This window comes from Rhizobium sp. NFR03, from assembly GCF_900111275.1.
Lineage (GTDB): Bacteria > Pseudomonadota > Alphaproteobacteria > Rhizobiales > Rhizobiaceae > Ferranicluibacter.
Map to the genome: position 1 here is coordinate 83,335 of NZ_FOGR01000005.1, position 16,861 is coordinate 100,195.

Sequence of the window (16,861 nt, forward strand, 5' to 3'; positions counted from 1 at the left end):
AGACATTTTGACGGACGATGTCTCTGCGTATCGTTTCGAGCGTGAGAGCCAAGAAAACATTGCGTTACCCGATTGTGAAGTGCCGGACAAAGCGGGACGAATATGGCGGCGGGCTCTCTGAAGGCACGACCCGTAAACGCAAAACGCACCGGAGACGGTATCTCCGGTGCGTTTCATGCCGGTCTTACGTCTATCGCTTATTTCGTCGCGACTTCGATGCCCGAGCCGCCGCCGAGGGCGACGTTGAGGGCGACATAGTTGGCGGCGAGGCTGCGAATGGCGGCTGCAAGCTGGATGCGGCTGTCGGACAGCGTGCGTTCCGCATCGAGCACGTCGAGCAGCGAGGTTGCGCCACCGCGATAGCTTTCGCGGGCAAGCCCGAGGGCCTGTTCCGAGGATGCGACGACCCGGCGCAGAGCCGATACCGTTTCGTAGTTCTTGCGCAGCGCGATCATCGCGTTCTCGACTTCCTCGATACCGTTGAGGACAGTCTGCTTCCAGGCGAGGTACTGTTCCTGAGCGACGGAGCGCTGGGCTTCGACATTGGCACGCAGGCGGCCGCCATTGAAGATCGGCACGTCAAGCGTCGGGCCGAAGGACCAGCTCGTCAGGTTGCCCGTCGCGGCATTGCCGAAGGTGCGCCCGGCATTGATCGAGCCGCTGAGGGAGAGGCTCGGATAGAGCTGCGCCTCGGCAACGCCGATATCGGCGGTCGCTGCGGCCAGCTGACGCTCGGCGACGCGGATGTCGGGACGGTTGCGCACGAGATCGGCGGGAACGCCGACCTTGGTGTTGAACTTCGGCCAGGGCTGCGCCTTGCCACGTGTGAGCTCCGCGGTGACCGAGGTAGCGGGAAGGCCGAGCAACGTCGCGATGTGGTTGGCTGCCTGATGGAAACCGGTCTCGTAGGCCGGAAGTTCAGCAAGCGTGGAATTCACAAGACCTTCGGCCTGCACGACGTCGAGGCTCGATGCGGCGCCGGCGGTGCGGATGTCGTTGGTCAGTTTCAGTGTCTCGCGCCGCGAAGACAGGCTCAGCTTGGCAAGTGCCAGCGCTTCCTGATTGTAGCGGGCATCGATATAGGACGTCACGAGATCCGAGAGATAGGCCAGACGCGCCACGTTGATGTTGTTGTAGGCGGCATCGAGCGACGCATTGGCACTTTCGCGAGCACGGCGATACTGGCCGAAGAGGTCCAGGATCCAGGAAGCGCCCAGGCCGCTGTCAAGCGACTTGCTTTCGGTGTGGCTGGTGCCAGAGGTCTTCTGAAGGTAGGAGCCGTCGGAGCCCTGAACATTGCCGGATCCGCTGCCGTTCAGCGCGGGAAGGGCATCGGCACCGGCGATAACGACGTTGGCGCGCGCCTGGACGATGCGTTCGATCGATTGCTGGACGCTCAGGTTCTGGTTCATGCCTTGGGCAACGAGAGCGTCGAGCTTCTTGTCGCGGAAACTCTGCCACCAGGGGTTCAGGGTGACGTTGGCTGCGGGGGCATCGGCCTTGGAAAATTTGGCGGGCAGGTTGTCGGCCGGCGTCTGGTAATCCGGACCCACGACGCAGCCGGACAGCAAGAGCATGCTCATGGGAAGGAGCGCTTGAGCAATCTTCATAAGGGTCCCCATCCGGCAGGTGATGCGCCGGTAACGAATGATTCACATCTGGTCTTTAGCATGTTCACCATCCGAAGCGAGGAAACAATCCAAAAGCTGAGGGCCTTCCGCATTATTGTCTGAAAGTGTTCCCCTCATGCCACGCTTCGCGAGCGTCATGTGGAACATGACGCATGGGCGATGGCGGCAGGAATTGCCCTAAGTCGCTGTCATCGCATTGGATTTTCGGAATGTCCCAATCCGTGCCAACCACGCGGATTGTGTTTTCCTTATTCGCCTTTCCGCCATCTGCCGGACGATCAAAGCGCCGTATTCCGTGTTTTCGGGCCGCAAAACTGGCTTACCGAGCAATTCCGGCGTCCTTTCCATCGGACAGAGCGGACGCTGTATCGCACGGTCGCCGCGATATGGACGACGAACGGTCGAGACGGAGGCGTGAGGGAGAATCACTATCTGTCGATCGGCTGGAAACAGCCATGCCGCGAAAAAGTGCAATTGCCCGGAACAAACAGGCTTGCCGTTTAGCGCAATCGAGCCGGTTGCAAAACGGTTTCAAGTCGGATTACGCGTCGTCCGTCACCGGAGCGCCCGCATCGATCATTGACACCAGCGTCTCCAGGCGATCGGCGTCGCGGGGTAGCTTGTCGGTGCGCAGGCGCGAGATACGGGGGAAGCGCATGGCGACACCCGATTTATGGCGGGAGGAAAAAGCAATGCCTTCGAACGCCACCTCTACCACGAACCCCTGGTCCGGCTCCGCCCGTACAGACCGAACCGGGCCAAAGCGTTCGACGGTGTTGTTGCGGACGTAGCGGTCGAGCACTTCAAGCTCTGCATCCGTAAAACCGAAATAGGCCTTGCCGACGGGTACGAGAACGTCGCCCTTATCGCCCGCCGTCCAGACGCCGAAGGTGAAGTCGGAATAATAGCTAGAGCGTTTGCCGTGGCCGCGCTGGGCATACATCAAGACGGCATCGATATTGTAGGGCTCGCGCTTCCATTTGAACCAAGGACCTTTCATCCGCCCCGGCGTATAAGGCGAATCTCGGCGTTTGAGCATAATCCCCTCAATGACGGGATCAGGCGGTGCGGTCCGTAGCCGGTCGAGCTCTTCCCAGGATGAGAACGGCACGAGTGGCGAGAGGTCGAAATGCAGCGGCGGTGTTGTGGCGATCAGCTTGGCCAGCGCCTCGCGCCTCACGTCGAAAGGTTCGGGGCGCATGTCGCGCGGGCCGTCGAATAGGAGGTCGTAGCCGCGCAGGAAAGCGGGATACTCTTCGATGGTCTTGCGCGTTACTGCCTTTCTGTTCAGACGCTGTTGCAGGTCGGAGAAGCTTCGCGTCGCCTGGTTGGAGCGCAGCGTTCCCCCGACCAGAAGTTCGCCATCGATGACGCCTTCGAAATCGACGGCTTCCAGGATATCGGGGAAGGCGCCGGAGATATCGTCGCCACTGCGGGAGTAAAGCCGGCGCGTGCCCGAGAGGTTGGCAAGCTGCACCCGAATGCCGTCCCATTTCCATTCGGCCACGAAATCGGCCGGATCAAGGTTTTCGAGGTCCTTGTCGCCGACGGGGGTTGCCAGCATGACCGAGTGGAAAACGGCAGGCATGGTAAGTTCGGGACGACCGGAATGCCCGTCGAGCCAGGCGAACAGCTCCACATATGGCGGCAAAAGGCCGTGCCACAGAGTTTCGATCTCGCCGACATCGACCGTGCCCATCTCGCCCAATGCCTGCTTGACGAGGCGGGACGAGACGCCGATGCGCATGGAGCCGGTGATGAGCTTGAGAAAGGCGAAGCGGCTGGAGCCGTCGAGGCGGTCGAGCAGGTTGCGCACGAGGTCACGCACATTCGCGCGCCCGACCGATTGGAGTTGCTCGACGATCGAGCCGAGCGAGAGATCGCCGACATCGGCCTCGTCGGGCTCCGTGCCTTCCCAGACGAGCGAGATGGTCTCGGCAAGGTCCCCGACGTAATCGTAGGAATACTGGAAGAGGACCGGGTCCATCCGTTCCAGCATCAGCTGGCGCAGCACATTCGGCTTGACGGTCGAGAGGGTGAGGGTGCCGGCCAGCGCAGACAGCGCATATCCGCGGTCCGGGTCGGGTGCCGTGCGAAAGTAGTCGGTCAGCAGCCGGATCTTCGCATTGCGCGACGGGGTGAGGACCAGGCGGTCCAGAAGCTCGGCAAAATCCCGCATCATTCGCCCTCGTCGTCATAGCCGACCAGATGCAGCGGGCGGGCTTTGATGCCCTCAAGCTCGCACCAGCGGACGAGCGCCTCCTCGCGCCCATGGGTCACCCATACCTGTCCCGGCCGGATTTCGCGGATGGTGTCGGTCAGTTCCGCCCAGTCGCAGTGGTCGGAAATGATGATCGGCAGTTCCACGCCGCGTTGCTTTGCCCTCTGGCGCACCAGCATCCAGCCGGAGGCGAAGATCGGGATCGGATCGGGAAAGCGGCGCGCCCATTTGTCTGCAAAGGCCGAAGGCGGCCCGATGACCACGGCGCCCGCAAAGGCCGGCTTTTCCTTCGCCGTGACGGTTGCGGGGCGCAGTTCGCCGAGCGCAATACCCTTGGAGAGGTAATAGTCGCAGAGCTTGACGAGCGCGCCGTGAATGTAGATCGGCTCGTGATAACCCGCCTCGCGCAGGAGCATGATGACCCGCTGGGCCTTGCCAAGCGCATAGGCGCCGACGAGATGGGCCCGCTCGGGAAACTGGCGCAGAGAGGTGAGGAGCTTGCCGACCTCGTCCGCATCCGGCGGATGATGGAAGACGGGCAGGCCGAAGGTCGCTTCGGTGATGAAGACATCGCAGGACACAGGCTCGAAGGGCAGGCATGTAGGATCGCGGCGGCGCTTGTAGTCGCCGGAAACGACAATCTTTGTGCCGGCGCGGCTGACCGCGATCTGCGCGGAGCCGAGAACGTGGCCGGCCGGATGGAAGCTGACTGTCACGTCACCGATCGTCATGGTTTCACCGAGCGCCGCCTCCTGCGACTGACGGCAGAAATCGGCGCCGTAGCGGATCGTCATGATCTCCAGCGTCTCCCGCGTCGCCAGCACCTCGCCATGGCCGGAGCGGGCGTGATCCGCATGACCATGCGTGATCAGCGCCTTGTCGACCGGATGGACCGGATCGATGTAAAAGCCGCCCGCTTCGCAAAACAGGCCCTTGGGCGTCGGATAAAGCAACGTTTCCGGTCTCATGAAGAGCTAGATAGCCGGACCGCGGCCGGCCGCCAGAGAGGCAGCCGGGATTCTTTGCAGGAGAGGCTTACGCGCGCGACAGCGTTTCGGTGATCAGCGCCATCACGGCGTCCGCATCGATATCCGTGCACACGGTCTGGCTCGGCAGGCCATCCCAGGAGCTCGGCGGGAAGGACCGGCCGTCGGCCTTCTGGATCGTCTGGCCATCGGCGATGCCGCCACAGACGACGCGGATCGCGCCGGTCCGGGTGGTGAAAAGCTCGGGCGCGACGACATAGACACAGGCGCAGCTGTCATGCACGACCATGCCATCGTCCACGATGTGCGCGTAGAAATCGATGTAGAAATCGGAGATATCGGCCAGCAGCTTTGCGCGCGGACCGGCGACGGCAGCAATGGCGGCCAATGCCGGGCGGGTCATGACCGTCTTCATCGTCACGTCGAGGCCGACGACCGTCACCGGCCATGCGGCACCCATGACGATGTCGGCTGCCTCGGGATCGCCGTGGATATTGGCTTCCGCGGCGGGCGTGATGTTACCGGTAACATCGAAGGCGCCGCCCATGATGACCACGGCCTTGACCAGCGAGACGATCTCCGGCTCATCCGCGAGCGCGCGGGCAAGATTGGTCATGCGTCCGACGGCGACCAGCGTGACCTCTCCGGGATGGGCGCGCACCGTATCGATGATGAAGCGATGGGCGGAACGCGCATCGGGCTCGCCGTCGACCGTATCGGGAACGCCGATATTGCCGAGCCCGTCATGGCCATGGATCATGACCGGCCAGCCGGCATGGGCGCGGGCGGGGTCGATCGTCTCCGCCACGCCTTTGGCGACCGGTGCCGGAATGTCCCAGGTCTTCTTGAGGAAGAGAGCGTTGCGGGTCGTCGTCTCGATGGAGGCGTTGCCGAAGATGGTCGTGATACCAAGAAGGTCGATGTCAGGGTGCTGATGCAGGAAGAGCAACGCCATGGCGTCGTCTACGCCGGGGTCGGTGTCGAAAATGACTTTGTGCATGATGCCCCCTCAGGCCTTGGTGCCGCGCTGGAAGCGGCGGATGCTGAATGGCGCGAGCGCCGGTTGCTCGCCCTTGTCGAACAGGTCTGCGACGAGCCGGCCTGTGGTGGCCGAGAGCGTGAGGCCGAGATGTCCATGGCCGAAGGCCAGCGCGATGCGCGGATCGTCAGGGCTGAGGCTGATGACCGGCAGGCTGTCGGGCGTCGAGGGACGCCGGCCCATCCACTCCTTGCCGCCCGTCTCGGGCAGGGCAGGGACATAGCGACGCATCTTGGTGCGCATAGCCTTTGCGCGGGCGAAATTTGCAGGTGCGTCCGGCTTTGCCAGTTCCACGGCGCCGCCTACCCGCAACGCATCGTCGAACGGTGTGGCGCAGAAGCCGTGCTCGGAGAAGAAGATCGGCATGGGCAGGGTCACCTGCGGATCGGCGAATGTGGTGTTGTAGCCGCGCTCGGTTTCCAGAGAGACGCGAAGGCCAAGGCCGCGCACGAGATCGCGCGACCAGACGCCGGCGGCAATGACGACCTTGTCGAAGATGTGGGGGGCGCCAGCCGATGTGGTGAGCGTGATGCCATCTGCGCCCGGGCGCACTGCGGAAATGCCCGCATCGATCATCGTTGCGCGTGTGCGCAGGTGCGCCTGCAGCGCGCGCAGGAAGGTTTCCGGGTGGCGGAACGTGTGGTAGCCGGCCGAGAAGATGCCGCCGGCAAGCGAGCCCTCGAGAGCTGGAATGCGCGCGCGGACCGCGGCCGGGCTCAGACGCTCCACCGAAAAGCCGAGCAGCTTTGCCGTTTCGCTTTCATGGCGGAAGGCGGCATCCAGCGATGCCGGCGCGTCGAAGATCGTCATGGCGCCGGTGTGCTGAACGGGGTCCACGAGCGACGCCATGTCGGCGAGGTTCCTGTGATCTTCGAGCACGGTGCGCATCAGGCCGAGAAGCGCTGTGCGGGTGCGGGCCGCCTGTGCCGGGCGGGCCGAGCGCAGAAAGGCAAGCAGCCATGGCGTGAGGGCCGGCAGATCGGTCCAGCGCAGGGTCAGCGGTCCGAGCGGATCGGCGAGCCAGCGCGGGGCAGACATGAGCATATCCGGCCGGGCGATGGGGTCGATCTCCGGGATCGCCATGATGCCGGCATTGCCGACGGATGCGGGAAGCCCTGTCGCGTCCTGCTCGAACAGCGTGACGTCATGGCCGCGCGCAATCAGATGGATCGCCGTCGCGCAACCGATGATGCCGCCGCCCACTATGCCGATCCGTGCCATGCCGTGCTGTCCGATGCTCTCGAGAGTCCGTTGCCCAAGGTCATGCTCTATCCGGGCATCGGCAATCAAGGGCAAACGCACGTCCGGTACGGTTTTTCATCCAGGGCGGCTCACTGTCGGGCGTGTGGATTAAAGCTTCCTCAACCCTGTTCGTTTACGGTCCAGCCGTGATGTCTGCCGCTGGCAGGCAGTTTGGAGCGCGTGATCGGGCATGATGGAGCGGCTGAGGTGAAAGGTATTTCCCTGAAGGGCCGGCTGTCGAAGAAGCTTCTTCTCGGCGGTGCCGCCGTCGTGGTTCTTGCGGGCGGGGCGGGTGGCTATATGCTGCTGAGCGGCGTTCTTGCGCATGACGAGGAGGCATCCAGCGCCGCGGCGGCCCAATCCTCGGGCGTTGCCTGTACCGCTGCGGATTTCATCAAGCTCAATCGCGGCGGCCAGCGCTGGCTGCGCAAATATGTCCGCACCGATAATGTCGATGGCATCGAGCGGGTGCGTACCGCGCTTCGTATTGCCGGCGTTCTGGCACAATCGGAAAAGGCCGACCTCTATCAGGTCGTCGTGCTCGACCGGGCGGGGCCGGAGGGGCGGGCGAACCTGCGCGGTGCTGCGATCGGCGCCGAGGTTCTGTTCGCACCCGACCCGACGAAACTGCCTGATATGGAGCAGCCCTTCATTGCCCGCTACGCCGATGGCAAGGCCAACGCCGTCGGCCTGTTCTATGGCGAGCGCAAGGCGCTCTCTCCCGAAGATATTCGCACCACGCTGACGGCGATGACCGATCGCGCCGATTGCGAGACCCTCGTTGCCGATGCCGGCGCGACGGGTGATGAGCATGGTGCGCCTGCCGAGCATGGCGAAAGCGCTCCCGAAGGGCATGGCGCGCCTGCGGAAGGACATGGCGAAGCCGCAGAAGGTCCTGGTGAAGCCGCAGAAGGACATGGCGAAGCCTCGGACGGACATGGCGAAACAGAGGAAGCCCAAGGTGAAGCCGGGGCAGAACATGGAGCGCCTTCCGAAGGGCACGATGCGCCGGCAGCCGGCAGCGAAGCGGGACACGAGGCTCCGCCGAGCGAACATGCCGAAGGCAGCGCCGGTAGCGAGCAGGATGCTGCGGCAAACGGCGGATGGTTCTCGACGGTAACGGCCTGGATTCCCGGTATGGGCGGCAAGACTGCGCATGGAGAGGCGCCGGAGGCTGCGGAGCCCGCCGCGGACGGCATGCTGTCCACCGTCATGCGGCTGATCCCGGGAATGGGCGGGGACAAGGCGGAAGCGCCGGTGGCGAACGCCGATCACGCGCCCGAGACGTCAGAGCACGGCGAACCCGAACAGGCGGTAACGGAACCCGAGGCCGCTCACGAGAAGGATACGGCGGAAGCCGAGGGGCATGGGGACAGCGCGGACGACGCTGCGCATGAACCTGTCGCTGCCGAGGCGAAGCATGAGGCGGCGGTGCCGCATGACGTGACGCCCGAGGAAACCGGCGCCACGCATTGATGGCGCCGATCCTTTGAAACGTCTCAGTCTGCCTTGCGGCGTGCCGGGAAGAGGATGACGTCGCGGATCGACGGAGCGTTGGTCAGGAGCATCACCAGGCGATCGACGCCGATGCCGAGACCGCCTGCGGGCGGCATGCCCTGGTCGATCGCATCGAGGAAATCGTCGTCCAGCTGCTTTTCCTTCTCGCCGCGGGCATGGGCCTGCTCAAGCTGCTCCATCATGCGACGGCGCTGTTCTTCCGGATCGTTCAGCTCGGAGAAAGCATTGCCGACTTCCCAGGCGTTGCAATAGGTCTCGAAGCGCTCGACCAGACGCGGCTCGCCCGGAACTTCCTTGGCAAACGGCGAGATGTCCTTCGGGAAATGGGTGACATGGCTCGGCTGGATCAGCGTGCCCTCGACCTTTTCCTCGAAGATGAAGGCGAGGCATTCGCCCCAGGTCCAGTCCTTCTCGATCTCGAAACCGGCGGCCTTCGCGGCAGCGCGGGCTTCCTCGTCCGTCTTGATGGCGAGGAAGTCGATGCCGGTAACGTTCTTGACGGCATCCGGCATGGGGACGCGCTGGAAGGGGCCAGCGAAAGAGAGCGTCTTGTCGCCGAAAGTGACGTCTGTCGATCCGTGGATGGACATCGCGAGCGAGGAGAAGAGGCGCTCTACGAGGTCCATGATGTCCTCATAGTCGGCATAGGCCCAGTAGCACTCCATCATCGTGAATTCCGGATTGTGCCGGGTGGAGACGCCTTCGTTGCGGAAGTTGCGGTTGACCTCGAACACCTTGTCGGCAAGGCCCGAGACCAGCGTGCGCTTCAGGAACAGTTCCGGCGCGATGCGCAGGTACATGTCGAGCTTCAGCGTATTGTGATGGGTCTTGAAGGGTTCGGCAGTCGCGCCGCCGTAGACGGAGTGCAGCATGGGGGTCTCGACCTCCATGAAGCCGTCCTCTTCCATGAACCGGCGAATGCCCGAGATGATGCGGGCGCGCTGCTGGAAGCGCAGCTTCGAGTCCTCATTGGTCAGGATGTCGAGGTGGCGCTTGCGGTAGCGCAGCTCGATGTCGGAGAGGCCATGCCACTTCTCCGGCATGGGGAGAAGCGCCTTGGTCAGCATGGTGATCTCTTGCGCGTTGATCGTGAGTTCGCCGCGCTTGGTGCGGCGCACGACACCGGTGACCCCGATGATGTCGCCAATATCGACCATCGGCAGCAGCGCGCGCGCTTCCTCGGGCGTCGTGTCCTTGTGCGAGAAGATCTGGATCTTGCCCGAGGCATCGCGGATGTCCATGAACATGCCGGAATTGCGCGAGGAGAACACACGGCCGGCAACGGTGACCACATCCTCCGTTACGGCGTCCGGCTCCAGCCCTTCGTACTTGTCCGCAAGTTCGCCGTTCGTGATCGTCCGATGAAAATGCGCGGGATAGACATCGCCGATCTGCTCGCGCAGCAGCTTCAGCTTCTGGGCGCGGACTTCGGTCACGTCGGAGGAGAGGGCGGTATCAAGCTTTTCGGTCATGGTTCGCTGTCCTGTGGCGGCGGGGGCCGCGATGTCTTTGTATATGGCGGCGGGTGCCTCCGCCCCTCACCCTAGCCCTCTCCCCGCATGCGGGGAGAGGGGACGTGCCCTGAGAGAGGCGTGCGGCAGCCGGATGAGGGGCTGCCAGCGCGCGCGTTTACTTTGCCGCCGCAGCCATCGCCGCAACCACCTGTTCCGCGACCTTCAGGCGCTGGCGCACGACGGAGCGGCCGAGAATGGCCATGCTGTCGAAGAGCGGCAACGAGCGCGACGAGCCGGAGATGGCGATGAAGAGCGGTGCGAGCACGACCTTCAGCTTCTTGCCCATGCGATCCGCGCTGGCGCGCAGCTCGGCTTCCACCGATTCCGCGTTCCATTCGACAATGGTTTCGAGATCGGGCTGAACCGTTTTGAAAATCTCGACCAACTCTTCCGGCGATGTCTTCACTTTGGCGAAGGAGGCGGCATCGAGCCCGAGATCGGCCTTGAGCAGGAAGCCGGCGAGATCGGGCAGGTCGCCCAGCTTGGAGATGCGGGACTGCGAGAGGCGCAGGCCTTCCTTAATCCGGTCGTTCTCCATGGCCCAGGCCAGCACGCGGCCAACGAACTCTTCTTCCGAAAGTCCCTCGCGCAGCCAGCGGCCGTTCAGCCAATCGAGCTTCTGGACGTCGAAGATCGCACCGGCCTTCGAGAGGTTTCCCGGGTCGAAATGCTCGGTCAGCTGCGCCATGGTCAGCATCTCCTCGCCCTCGGCGATCTGGATGAAGAACAGGCCGAGAAAGTTCATCAGCGCTTCCGGCAGGTAGCCGAGCGCGGAATAATAGGAGATCGACGTCGGATTCTTGCGCTTGGAGAGCTTGGACTTGTCGGCGTTGCGCATCAGCGAGAGATGCATGAACACCGGCGGCTCAAGGCCGAGATAGCGGTAGAGCAGAATGTGTTTGGGAACCGAGGACAGCCATTCCTCGCCGCGCGCCACATGGGTGATGCGCATGAGGTGGTCGTCCACCACGTTTGCCATGTGGTAGGTCGGCATGCCGTCCGCCTTCAGCAGGACCTGCATGTCCACCGCATCCCACGGGATCTCGACAGGTCCATAGACGCCGTCGACGAAGGAGCAGACGCCTTCGGTCGGGATCTTCATGCGCACGACATGAGGCTCGCCGCTCTCCACCCGGCGCGTCACTTCCTCGGCGCTGAGATGCAGGCAGAGGCCGTCATACTTCGGCGGCTTGCCCGCGGCGCGCTGGGCCTCGCGCATTTCGGCAAGGCGCTCGGACGTGCAGAAGCAGCGGAAGCCGTGGCCGGCATCGACGATCTTCTCGACGTAGGGCTTGTAGATGTCCTTGCGGTCGGACTGGCGATAGGGACCATAGGGGCCACCGATATCGGGACCTTCCGCCCATTCCAGTCCGCACCATTTCAGGGCGTCGAGCACCTTGGTCTCGAACTCCGGCGTCGAGCGCGTCGCGTCCGTGTCCTCGATGCGCAGGATGAAGGTGCCGTTGTTCTTCTTGGCGAAGAGGTAGTTGAACAGCGCGATATAGGCCGTGCCGACATGCGGCTCGCCGGTGGGGGAGGGGGCAATGCGCACCCGGACTGGTGTATCTGTCATGATCTCGGCCTGTTGGCGTGCTGCTGGCGTTTCCGGGCAAGCGCCGCCGCACCGGCCCGGGCCCTCAAGGGCGGGAGACGCCTAGCCGCACGCCTTGGCGGCGGCCGGCGTCTTCAATCGCGGGCGTGAGACCATATTCCCCGTCGCGCGTCAAGGCGGAGGCCGTGCGCTGTCCGGGGCGGCATAAGGGAAAACGGCCCGGCAGAGGCTGCCGGGCCGCCGATTTCAGGCGATCAATGCTTGGTCGGCGTCACCCCGCCATTGGCAGCGCGCTCCCGCTCGCGCTTGCGGCGCGAGAACATGTTGAGGGCCTCGACGCCGGCCGAGAAGGCCATGGCGGCGTAGATATAGCCCTTGGGGACGTGGACGCCGAAGCCTTCGACGATCAGCGTGCCGCCGATCATCAGCAGGAAGGCGAGTGCCAGCATGACGATGGTCGGGTTCTTCTCGATGAAGTTAGCGAGCGGCGTGGCTGCCACGAGCATGACTGTCACGGCCGTGATGACGGCAATGAACATGATCGGCACGTGCGGCGTCATGCCGACGGCGGTGATGATGCTGTCGATCGAGAAGACGAGGTCTAGGATGAGGATCTGGGTGATGGCCGCGCCGAACGTCATCTTCACGACGTTCTCGCCGGCGCCGACGAGATCTTCCTTGTGGTCCTGGACGTCGACCGAGTGGTGGATCTCCTTGGTGGCCTTCCAGACGAGGAAGATACCACCGGCGATCAGGATCAGGTCCTTGCCGGAGAAGCCCATGCCGGCGATCGTGAAGAGGTCGGAGTCGAGCTTGACGATCCAGGCGATGGCGAAGAGCAAGCCGAGGCGCATGATGAGAGCCAGACCGATACCGATCTTGCGGGCCCTGTCGCGATGCTCGGGTGGCAGCTTGTTCGTCAGAATGGAGATGAAGATCAGGTTGTCGATACCAAGCACGACTTCCATGACGACAAGCGTGATAAGCGCGATCCAGGCGGCTGGGTCTTGCATGAGCAGCAGGATATCCTGCATCGGGGCGGGTCCTTCCTCGATAGGGTGGCCTCTTTTGAGGCTGATACGGGCTGCCTGCGGAGTGCAGGCGTCAACGTTCCCCATGTAAAGGCTAATCGTTACACAACAAGTCGTCTGTCGCGCGTCAGACCCTTCCCGAAGTCACATTACTTCACTTTTTCGCGATATAAAACGTCAGGAACATACCGATGGCCGAGCGGACGGTCCCGTCGATCTCTTCCGCATCCGGGGCGACCGGAAGCCAGCCGAACAGGCGGCGCTTGAGAAGGCCGGGCATGCAGAGGTCTATGAACTGCCGGGAGGCCAGATCCGTGTCTTCGATCTCCAGCAGGCCCTCGGCCACCTTGTCTTCCAGATAGGTCTTGAGGATCGAGTATCCGTTTTCCGGCGATGCCGAAAAGAACCGGTGGCTGAGATCCGGCATGCGCTCGCTGACGCTCAACACCATCTTCATGCCGCGAACGGTCGTATCGGAACAGATATGCGTGACGAAGGTCACGCCGAAGTCGTAGAGGACAGCGTCGAGAGGCCCATGGTTGCTTTGCATGACATGCTTCATGCTGGCGACCACCTTGGCCCGCTCGCGCTCGATCATCGCGGCGAACAGGTCTTCCTTGCCGCCGAAGTAGACGTAGATCGTGCCCTTGGAGACACCGGCCTCGCGGGTGATGTCGTTCATGCTTGCGGCATCGAAGCCGACCGCCATGAAGACTCGCTTGGCACCGTCGATGATCTGGTCGCGCTTGACCGGATCCTCGCCCGCAACCCGTCGTCCTCCTGTCGCAGTATCCGTTGCGCACGGTTTCAGCGCAGCCTGCCGAGGAGACGATGCCGCGGGAGCGAGTGCGGCATCGTCCTCGACGACAGTCGCTGGAGCCTTGGCTCGCTGCGGCGCAGACATCGCATTCTCCCTTCATTAACTTTTCGAACCAACCGGTTCGATTTCGCTTGATATGCGGGATGGACTTGCCTATGTCAAATCGAACTGAGCGGTTCAGTTTGGGTTTCTTACTATTTTCGGGCCAATTTTCTCGGCCAATATTTTCGGGGACGTCGATCATGGCAGGTTCCAGCAAGACATCGGCAGCGCATGTGCGGCCGGTGGGTGAGGATTTCGACGCGCCGGACGGTGCTCCGAAGGCGCGAGCCGAAGATGCGCCGGCAACTGTCGCGCCCATTGCCGCGCCTGCTCCCGACGCAGCGGCAAAACAGCCGAAGCGCCGTCGCCTCGTGGTGCCCATCATCGGACTTGCCGTTCTTGGAGCCGCGGCCTGGTTCGGCTACGAGTGGTGGACCAATGGCCGCTTCATGATCTCGACCGACGACGCCTATATCGAAGGCGACCTGACATCGATCGCGCCGAAGGTTTCCGGCTATGTGGAAACGGTGAACGTGGTCGCCAACCAGCGGGTGAAGGCGGGCGACCCGCTCGTCACGCTCGACAACGGCGACTACCGGATCGCCGCAGATCAGGCGCAGGCGCAGATCGAAACTGAAAAACTGTCTCTTGCGCGGTTTGATGCGCAGATCGCCGGTGCGCAGGCGAGCCTGCAGCAAGCCCGGGCGCAGAAGACCGCCTTGGAAGCGACCGTGCGCGGGGCCGAGATCACGCAGAAGCGTGCCAGCGACCTCCAGTCAAAGGCCGTGGGCTCGGTCGCTTCCCTCGACAGTGCCAATGTGGCGCTCGACCAGGCGCGTGCCAACGTGCTCGCAGCCGATGCGACGATTGCCGCGGCGGCCGCCAACGTCTCGGTGCTGCAAGCCCAGCGTGCCGAAGCGGAAAGCACGATCCGCTCGCTGGAACTGTCGCGCGACAAGGCTGAGCGGGATCTCGGCTTCACGGTTCTGAAAGCGCCTTATGACGGCGTCGTCGGCAATCTCGCGGTTCAGGATGGGGATCTCGTTTCGGCTGGCCAGCGTCTTGCCGCGCTCGTGCCGGTCAACAAGCTTTACATCGATGCAAACTTCAAGGAGACGCAGATCGCCGGTCTCGTACCGGGCTCCAAGGTGAAGGTGCATGTGGACGCCTATGACGACAAGCCGATCGAGGCAACCGTCGAGTCCATCGCGCCGGCCTCCGGCTCCGTCTTCTCGCTGCTGCCGCCCGAAAATGCCACGGGCAACTTCACCAAGGTGATCCAGCGTGTGCCGGTGCGCATCGCGCTGCCGCAGGATGTGCTCGATAGCGGGCGCTTGCAGGCCGGCCTGAGCGTCGTCGTGGATGTGGACACGCGCACGGCGCCGCAGACGACCGACACGGCCGCTGCGCGGTAAAACGCTTCTTATGCCTTCCGGGCGACAGTGGCTCCGCCCCGCCGCCCGGAAGGATCATTTCTGACGACATCGGACGTTCTGCGCGCCTTTCGACAGGCGGCGGCGTTCGCACGGGAGCAAGCCCATGGCTGCGAGTGCAACGGCGACCGTCGGCGGACGGACTGGCGGGATGACGGCGGGTTCCGGCTCCGGCTCAAGCTCAGGCACCAAGACCGGAGCCGAGGAAAAGATGGACCCGCGCAGGCTGATCGCCTTTTTCGCGATGGTCGTCGGCATGTTCATGTCGATCCTCGACATCCAGATCGTGTCGGCTTCGCTTGCCGAAATCCAGGCCGGTATTTCCGCCGGTTCCGACGAGATCGGCTGGGTGCAGACCGCCTATCTCATCGCCGAAGTGATCATGATTCCGCTTTCGGGCACGCTGGCGCGCATCGTCTCGACCCGCGTGTTGTTTGCTTGCTCGGCTGCCGGCTTCACGGTCGCGAGCGCGCTTGCGGCGACGGCGACGAACATCGACCAGATGATCATCTACCGCGCGCTCCAAGGCTTCATCGGCGGCGGCATGATCCCCTCCGTCTTCGCTGCGGCCTTCACCATCTTCCCACCCTCCAAGCGCAACATCGTCTCGCCGATCATAGGCCTGATCGCGACGCTCGCGCCCACGATCGGGCCGACTGTCGGCGGCTATCTTAGCCACGCTTTTTCGTGGCACTGGCTGTTTCTCGTCAACATTCCCCCGGGCATCGTGGTGGCGATCGTCACCTGGAACTACATCGACTTCGACAAGCCGGAGCTGAGCCTCGTGAAGAAATTCGACTGGTGGGGTCTCCTCTCCATGGGCTTGTTTCTGGGCTGCCTCGAATATGTGCTGGAGGAGGGCAACACGAACGACTGGTTCAGCGACGGACATATCGTGCTGGGTGCCGTCGCCTGCGTCGTGGCGGCCGTCGTCTTCTTCTACAGGGTGTTCACGGTCGATTTCCCCGTGGTGGACCTGCGCGCCTTCACCAACCGGAACTTCGCCTTCGGCTCGCTCTTCTCCTTCATCATGGGCATCGGACTGTACGGGCTCACCTATCTCTATCCGCTCTATCTCGGGCAGATCCGGCACTATGATTCGCTGATGATCGGGGAGACCATGTTCGTCTCGGGCGTCGCCATGTTCTGCACGGCGCCGATTGCCGGCATTCTCTCGGGCAAGTTCGATCCGCGCGTGCTGATGGTCATCGGCTTCGCCTCGTTCTCGAGCGGTACCTACATCATGACCAACATCACCACGGACTGGGATTTCTACGAGCTTCTGGTTCCCCAGATTCTGCGTGGTTTCGGAATGATGATGTGCATGGTGCCGATCAACAATGTGGCTCTCGGCACGCTGGCCCCGGACAGGATTCGCGGCGCGTCCGGCGTGTTCAACCTCACCCGAAACCTCGGCGGCGCCGTCGGGCTCGCGGCGATCAACACGATCCTCACGCGGCGGCAGGACGTGCATTACGCCCAGCTTTCCGAGCATGTGACGTGGAGCAACCCCGAGGCGATGGAGCAGCTGAACCAGATCGCCGGCAACTACAATGCTCACGGCATGGATGGTACGACGATCGCCATGAAGCAGCTCGCCGGCATCGTCCAGCGGCAGGCCTCCATCCTGTCGTTTGCCGATATCTTCGTGCTGCTGACGTGCCTTTTCGGCGCGCTGATCTTCTGCGTCCTGGTCATCCAGAAGCCGAAACCCGTCGCGCCCAGCGCTGGCGGCGGGCACTGACAGACGTTTATTCTCAGTTATCGACGCCGGCCTTCGTACCGACGTTCTTCGTTTCGCGGTGCGCACGAAAATTTCTGATTTACGTACA

The 16,861-nt window shown here is 63.2% G+C and carries 12 protein-coding genes; 3 read left to right on the forward strand and 9 right to left on the reverse strand.

Annotated features, from left to right (window positions below; all coding sequences use genetic code 11):
- Window positions 1-197: 197 nt before the first annotated feature.
- From BSG19_RS16755 to BSG19_RS16775, 5 genes are all read right to left on the reverse strand, one after another.
- Window positions 198-1,610 (reverse strand): efflux transporter outer membrane subunit, encoded by a 1,413-nt coding sequence (locus BSG19_RS16755; RefSeq protein WP_092989192.1) that lies wholly within the window; start codon window positions 1,608-1,610, stop codon window positions 198-200.
- A 562-nt stretch (window positions 1,611-2,172) separates the two neighbouring features.
- Window positions 2,173-3,810 carry a cisplatin damage response ATP-dependent DNA ligase gene (locus BSG19_RS16760; RefSeq protein ID WP_092989449.1) on the reverse strand — a complete coding sequence of 546 codons (1,638 nt, stop codon included), beginning with the start codon at window positions 3,808-3,810 and terminating at the stop codon, window positions 2,173-2,175.
- Entirely contained in the window at window positions 3,810-4,820 is a 1,011-nt protein-coding gene (locus BSG19_RS16765) for a ligase-associated DNA damage response exonuclease (RefSeq protein ID WP_092989193.1), read from the reverse strand. Before BSG19_RS16765 ends, BSG19_RS16760 begins: the two co-directional genes overlap by 1 nt.
- Before the next feature lie 67 nt (window positions 4,821-4,887).
- Window positions 4,888-5,838, reverse strand: a complete 951-nt coding sequence (locus tag BSG19_RS16770; RefSeq protein WP_092989194.1) for a nucleoside hydrolase — start codon at window positions 5,836-5,838, stop codon at window positions 4,888-4,890.
- Window positions 5,839-5,847: 9 nt separating this feature from the next.
- Window positions 5,848-7,098, reverse strand: coding sequence for an NAD(P)/FAD-dependent oxidoreductase (locus tag BSG19_RS16775; RefSeq protein ID WP_092989195.1), 1,251 nt, complete (start codon window positions 7,096-7,098; stop codon window positions 5,848-5,850).
- A 228-nt stretch (window positions 7,099-7,326) separates the two neighbouring features.
- On the opposite strand from BSG19_RS16775, the gene BSG19_RS16780 reads away from it, so the two are divergent.
- A complete protein-coding gene (locus BSG19_RS16780; RefSeq protein WP_092989196.1) occupies window positions 7,327-8,595 on the forward strand; it encodes an ICP22 family protein in 1,269 nt (422 codons plus the stop codon).
- Between the two features lie 23 nt (window positions 8,596-8,618).
- Here BSG19_RS16780 and lysS read toward each other — a convergent pair whose 3' ends face one another.
- The 4 genes from lysS to BSG19_RS16800 form a co-directional block, all read right to left on the reverse strand.
- Entirely contained in the window at window positions 8,619-10,109 is a 1,491-nt protein-coding gene (gene lysS / locus BSG19_RS16785) for a lysine--tRNA ligase (RefSeq protein WP_092989197.1), read from the reverse strand.
- Window positions 10,110-10,266: 157 nt separating this feature from the next.
- On the reverse strand, window positions 10,267-11,724 hold the full coding sequence (gene gltX, locus BSG19_RS16790; RefSeq protein ID WP_092989198.1) for a glutamate--tRNA ligase: 1,458 nt from the start codon (window positions 11,722-11,724) through the stop codon (window positions 10,267-10,269).
- A gap of 233 nt (window positions 11,725-11,957) precedes the next feature.
- A complete protein-coding gene (locus tag BSG19_RS16795) occupies window positions 11,958-12,737 on the reverse strand; it encodes a TerC family protein (RefSeq protein ID WP_092989199.1) in 780 nt (259 codons plus the stop codon).
- Between the two features lie 151 nt (window positions 12,738-12,888).
- The gene (locus tag BSG19_RS16800) at window positions 12,889-13,638 is read right to left on the reverse strand and encodes a TetR/AcrR family transcriptional regulator (RefSeq protein ID WP_092989200.1); all 750 of its coding nucleotides are present in this window, start codon (window positions 13,636-13,638) and stop codon (window positions 12,889-12,891) included.
- 158 nt (window positions 13,639-13,796) lie between these two features.
- Between BSG19_RS16800 and BSG19_RS16805 the strand changes: the two genes are divergently transcribed.
- Complete coding sequence (locus tag BSG19_RS16805) at window positions 13,797-15,011, forward strand: HlyD family secretion protein (protein WP_092989201.1); 1,215 nt, start codon at window positions 13,797-13,799, stop codon at window positions 15,009-15,011.
- Window positions 15,012-15,180: 169 nt separating this feature from the next.
- The gene (locus tag BSG19_RS16810) at window positions 15,181-16,773 is read left to right on the forward strand and encodes a DHA2 family efflux MFS transporter permease subunit (protein ID WP_092989450.1); all 1,593 of its coding nucleotides are present in this window, start codon (window positions 15,181-15,183) and stop codon (window positions 16,771-16,773) included.
- The last annotated feature ends 88 nt before the right edge of the window (window positions 16,774-16,861 follow it).

Bases quoted from the DNA above. Each gene is read 5' to 3' on its own strand.
- BSG19_RS16755 (WP_092989192.1), bottom strand. From the start codon at position 1,610: ATGAAGATTGCTCAAGCGCTCCTTCCCATGAGCATGCTCTTGCTGTCC.
- BSG19_RS16760 (WP_092989449.1), bottom strand. From the start codon at position 3,810: ATGCGGGATTTTGCCGAGCTTCTGGACCGCCTGGTCCTCACCCCGTCG.
- BSG19_RS16765 (WP_092989193.1), bottom strand. From the start codon at position 4,820: ATGAGACCGGAAACGTTGCTTTATCCGACGCCCAAGGGCCTGTTTTGC.
- BSG19_RS16770 (WP_092989194.1), bottom strand. From the start codon at position 5,838: ATGCACAAAGTCATTTTCGACACCGACCCCGGCGTAGACGACGCCATG.
- BSG19_RS16775 (WP_092989195.1), bottom strand. From the start codon at position 7,098: ATGGCACGGATCGGCATAGTGGGCGGCGGCATCATCGGTTGCGCGACG.
- lysS (WP_092989197.1), bottom strand. From the start codon at position 10,109: ATGACCGAAAAGCTTGATACCGCCCTCTCCTCCGACGTGACCGAAGTC.
- gltX (WP_092989198.1), bottom strand. From the start codon at position 11,724: ATGACAGATACACCAGTCCGGGTGCGCATTGCCCCCTCCCCCACCGGC.
- BSG19_RS16795 (WP_092989199.1), bottom strand. From the start codon at position 12,737: ATGCAGGATATCCTGCTGCTCATGCAAGACCCAGCCGCCTGGATCGCG.
- BSG19_RS16800 (WP_092989200.1), bottom strand. From the start codon at position 13,638: ATGTCTGCGCCGCAGCGAGCCAAGGCTCCAGCGACTGTCGTCGAGGAC.
- BSG19_RS16805 (WP_092989201.1), top strand. From the start codon at position 13,797: ATGGCAGGTTCCAGCAAGACATCGGCAGCGCATGTGCGGCCGGTGGGT.
- BSG19_RS16810 (WP_092989450.1), top strand. From the start codon at position 15,181: ATGACGGCGGGTTCCGGCTCCGGCTCAAGCTCAGGCACCAAGACCGGA.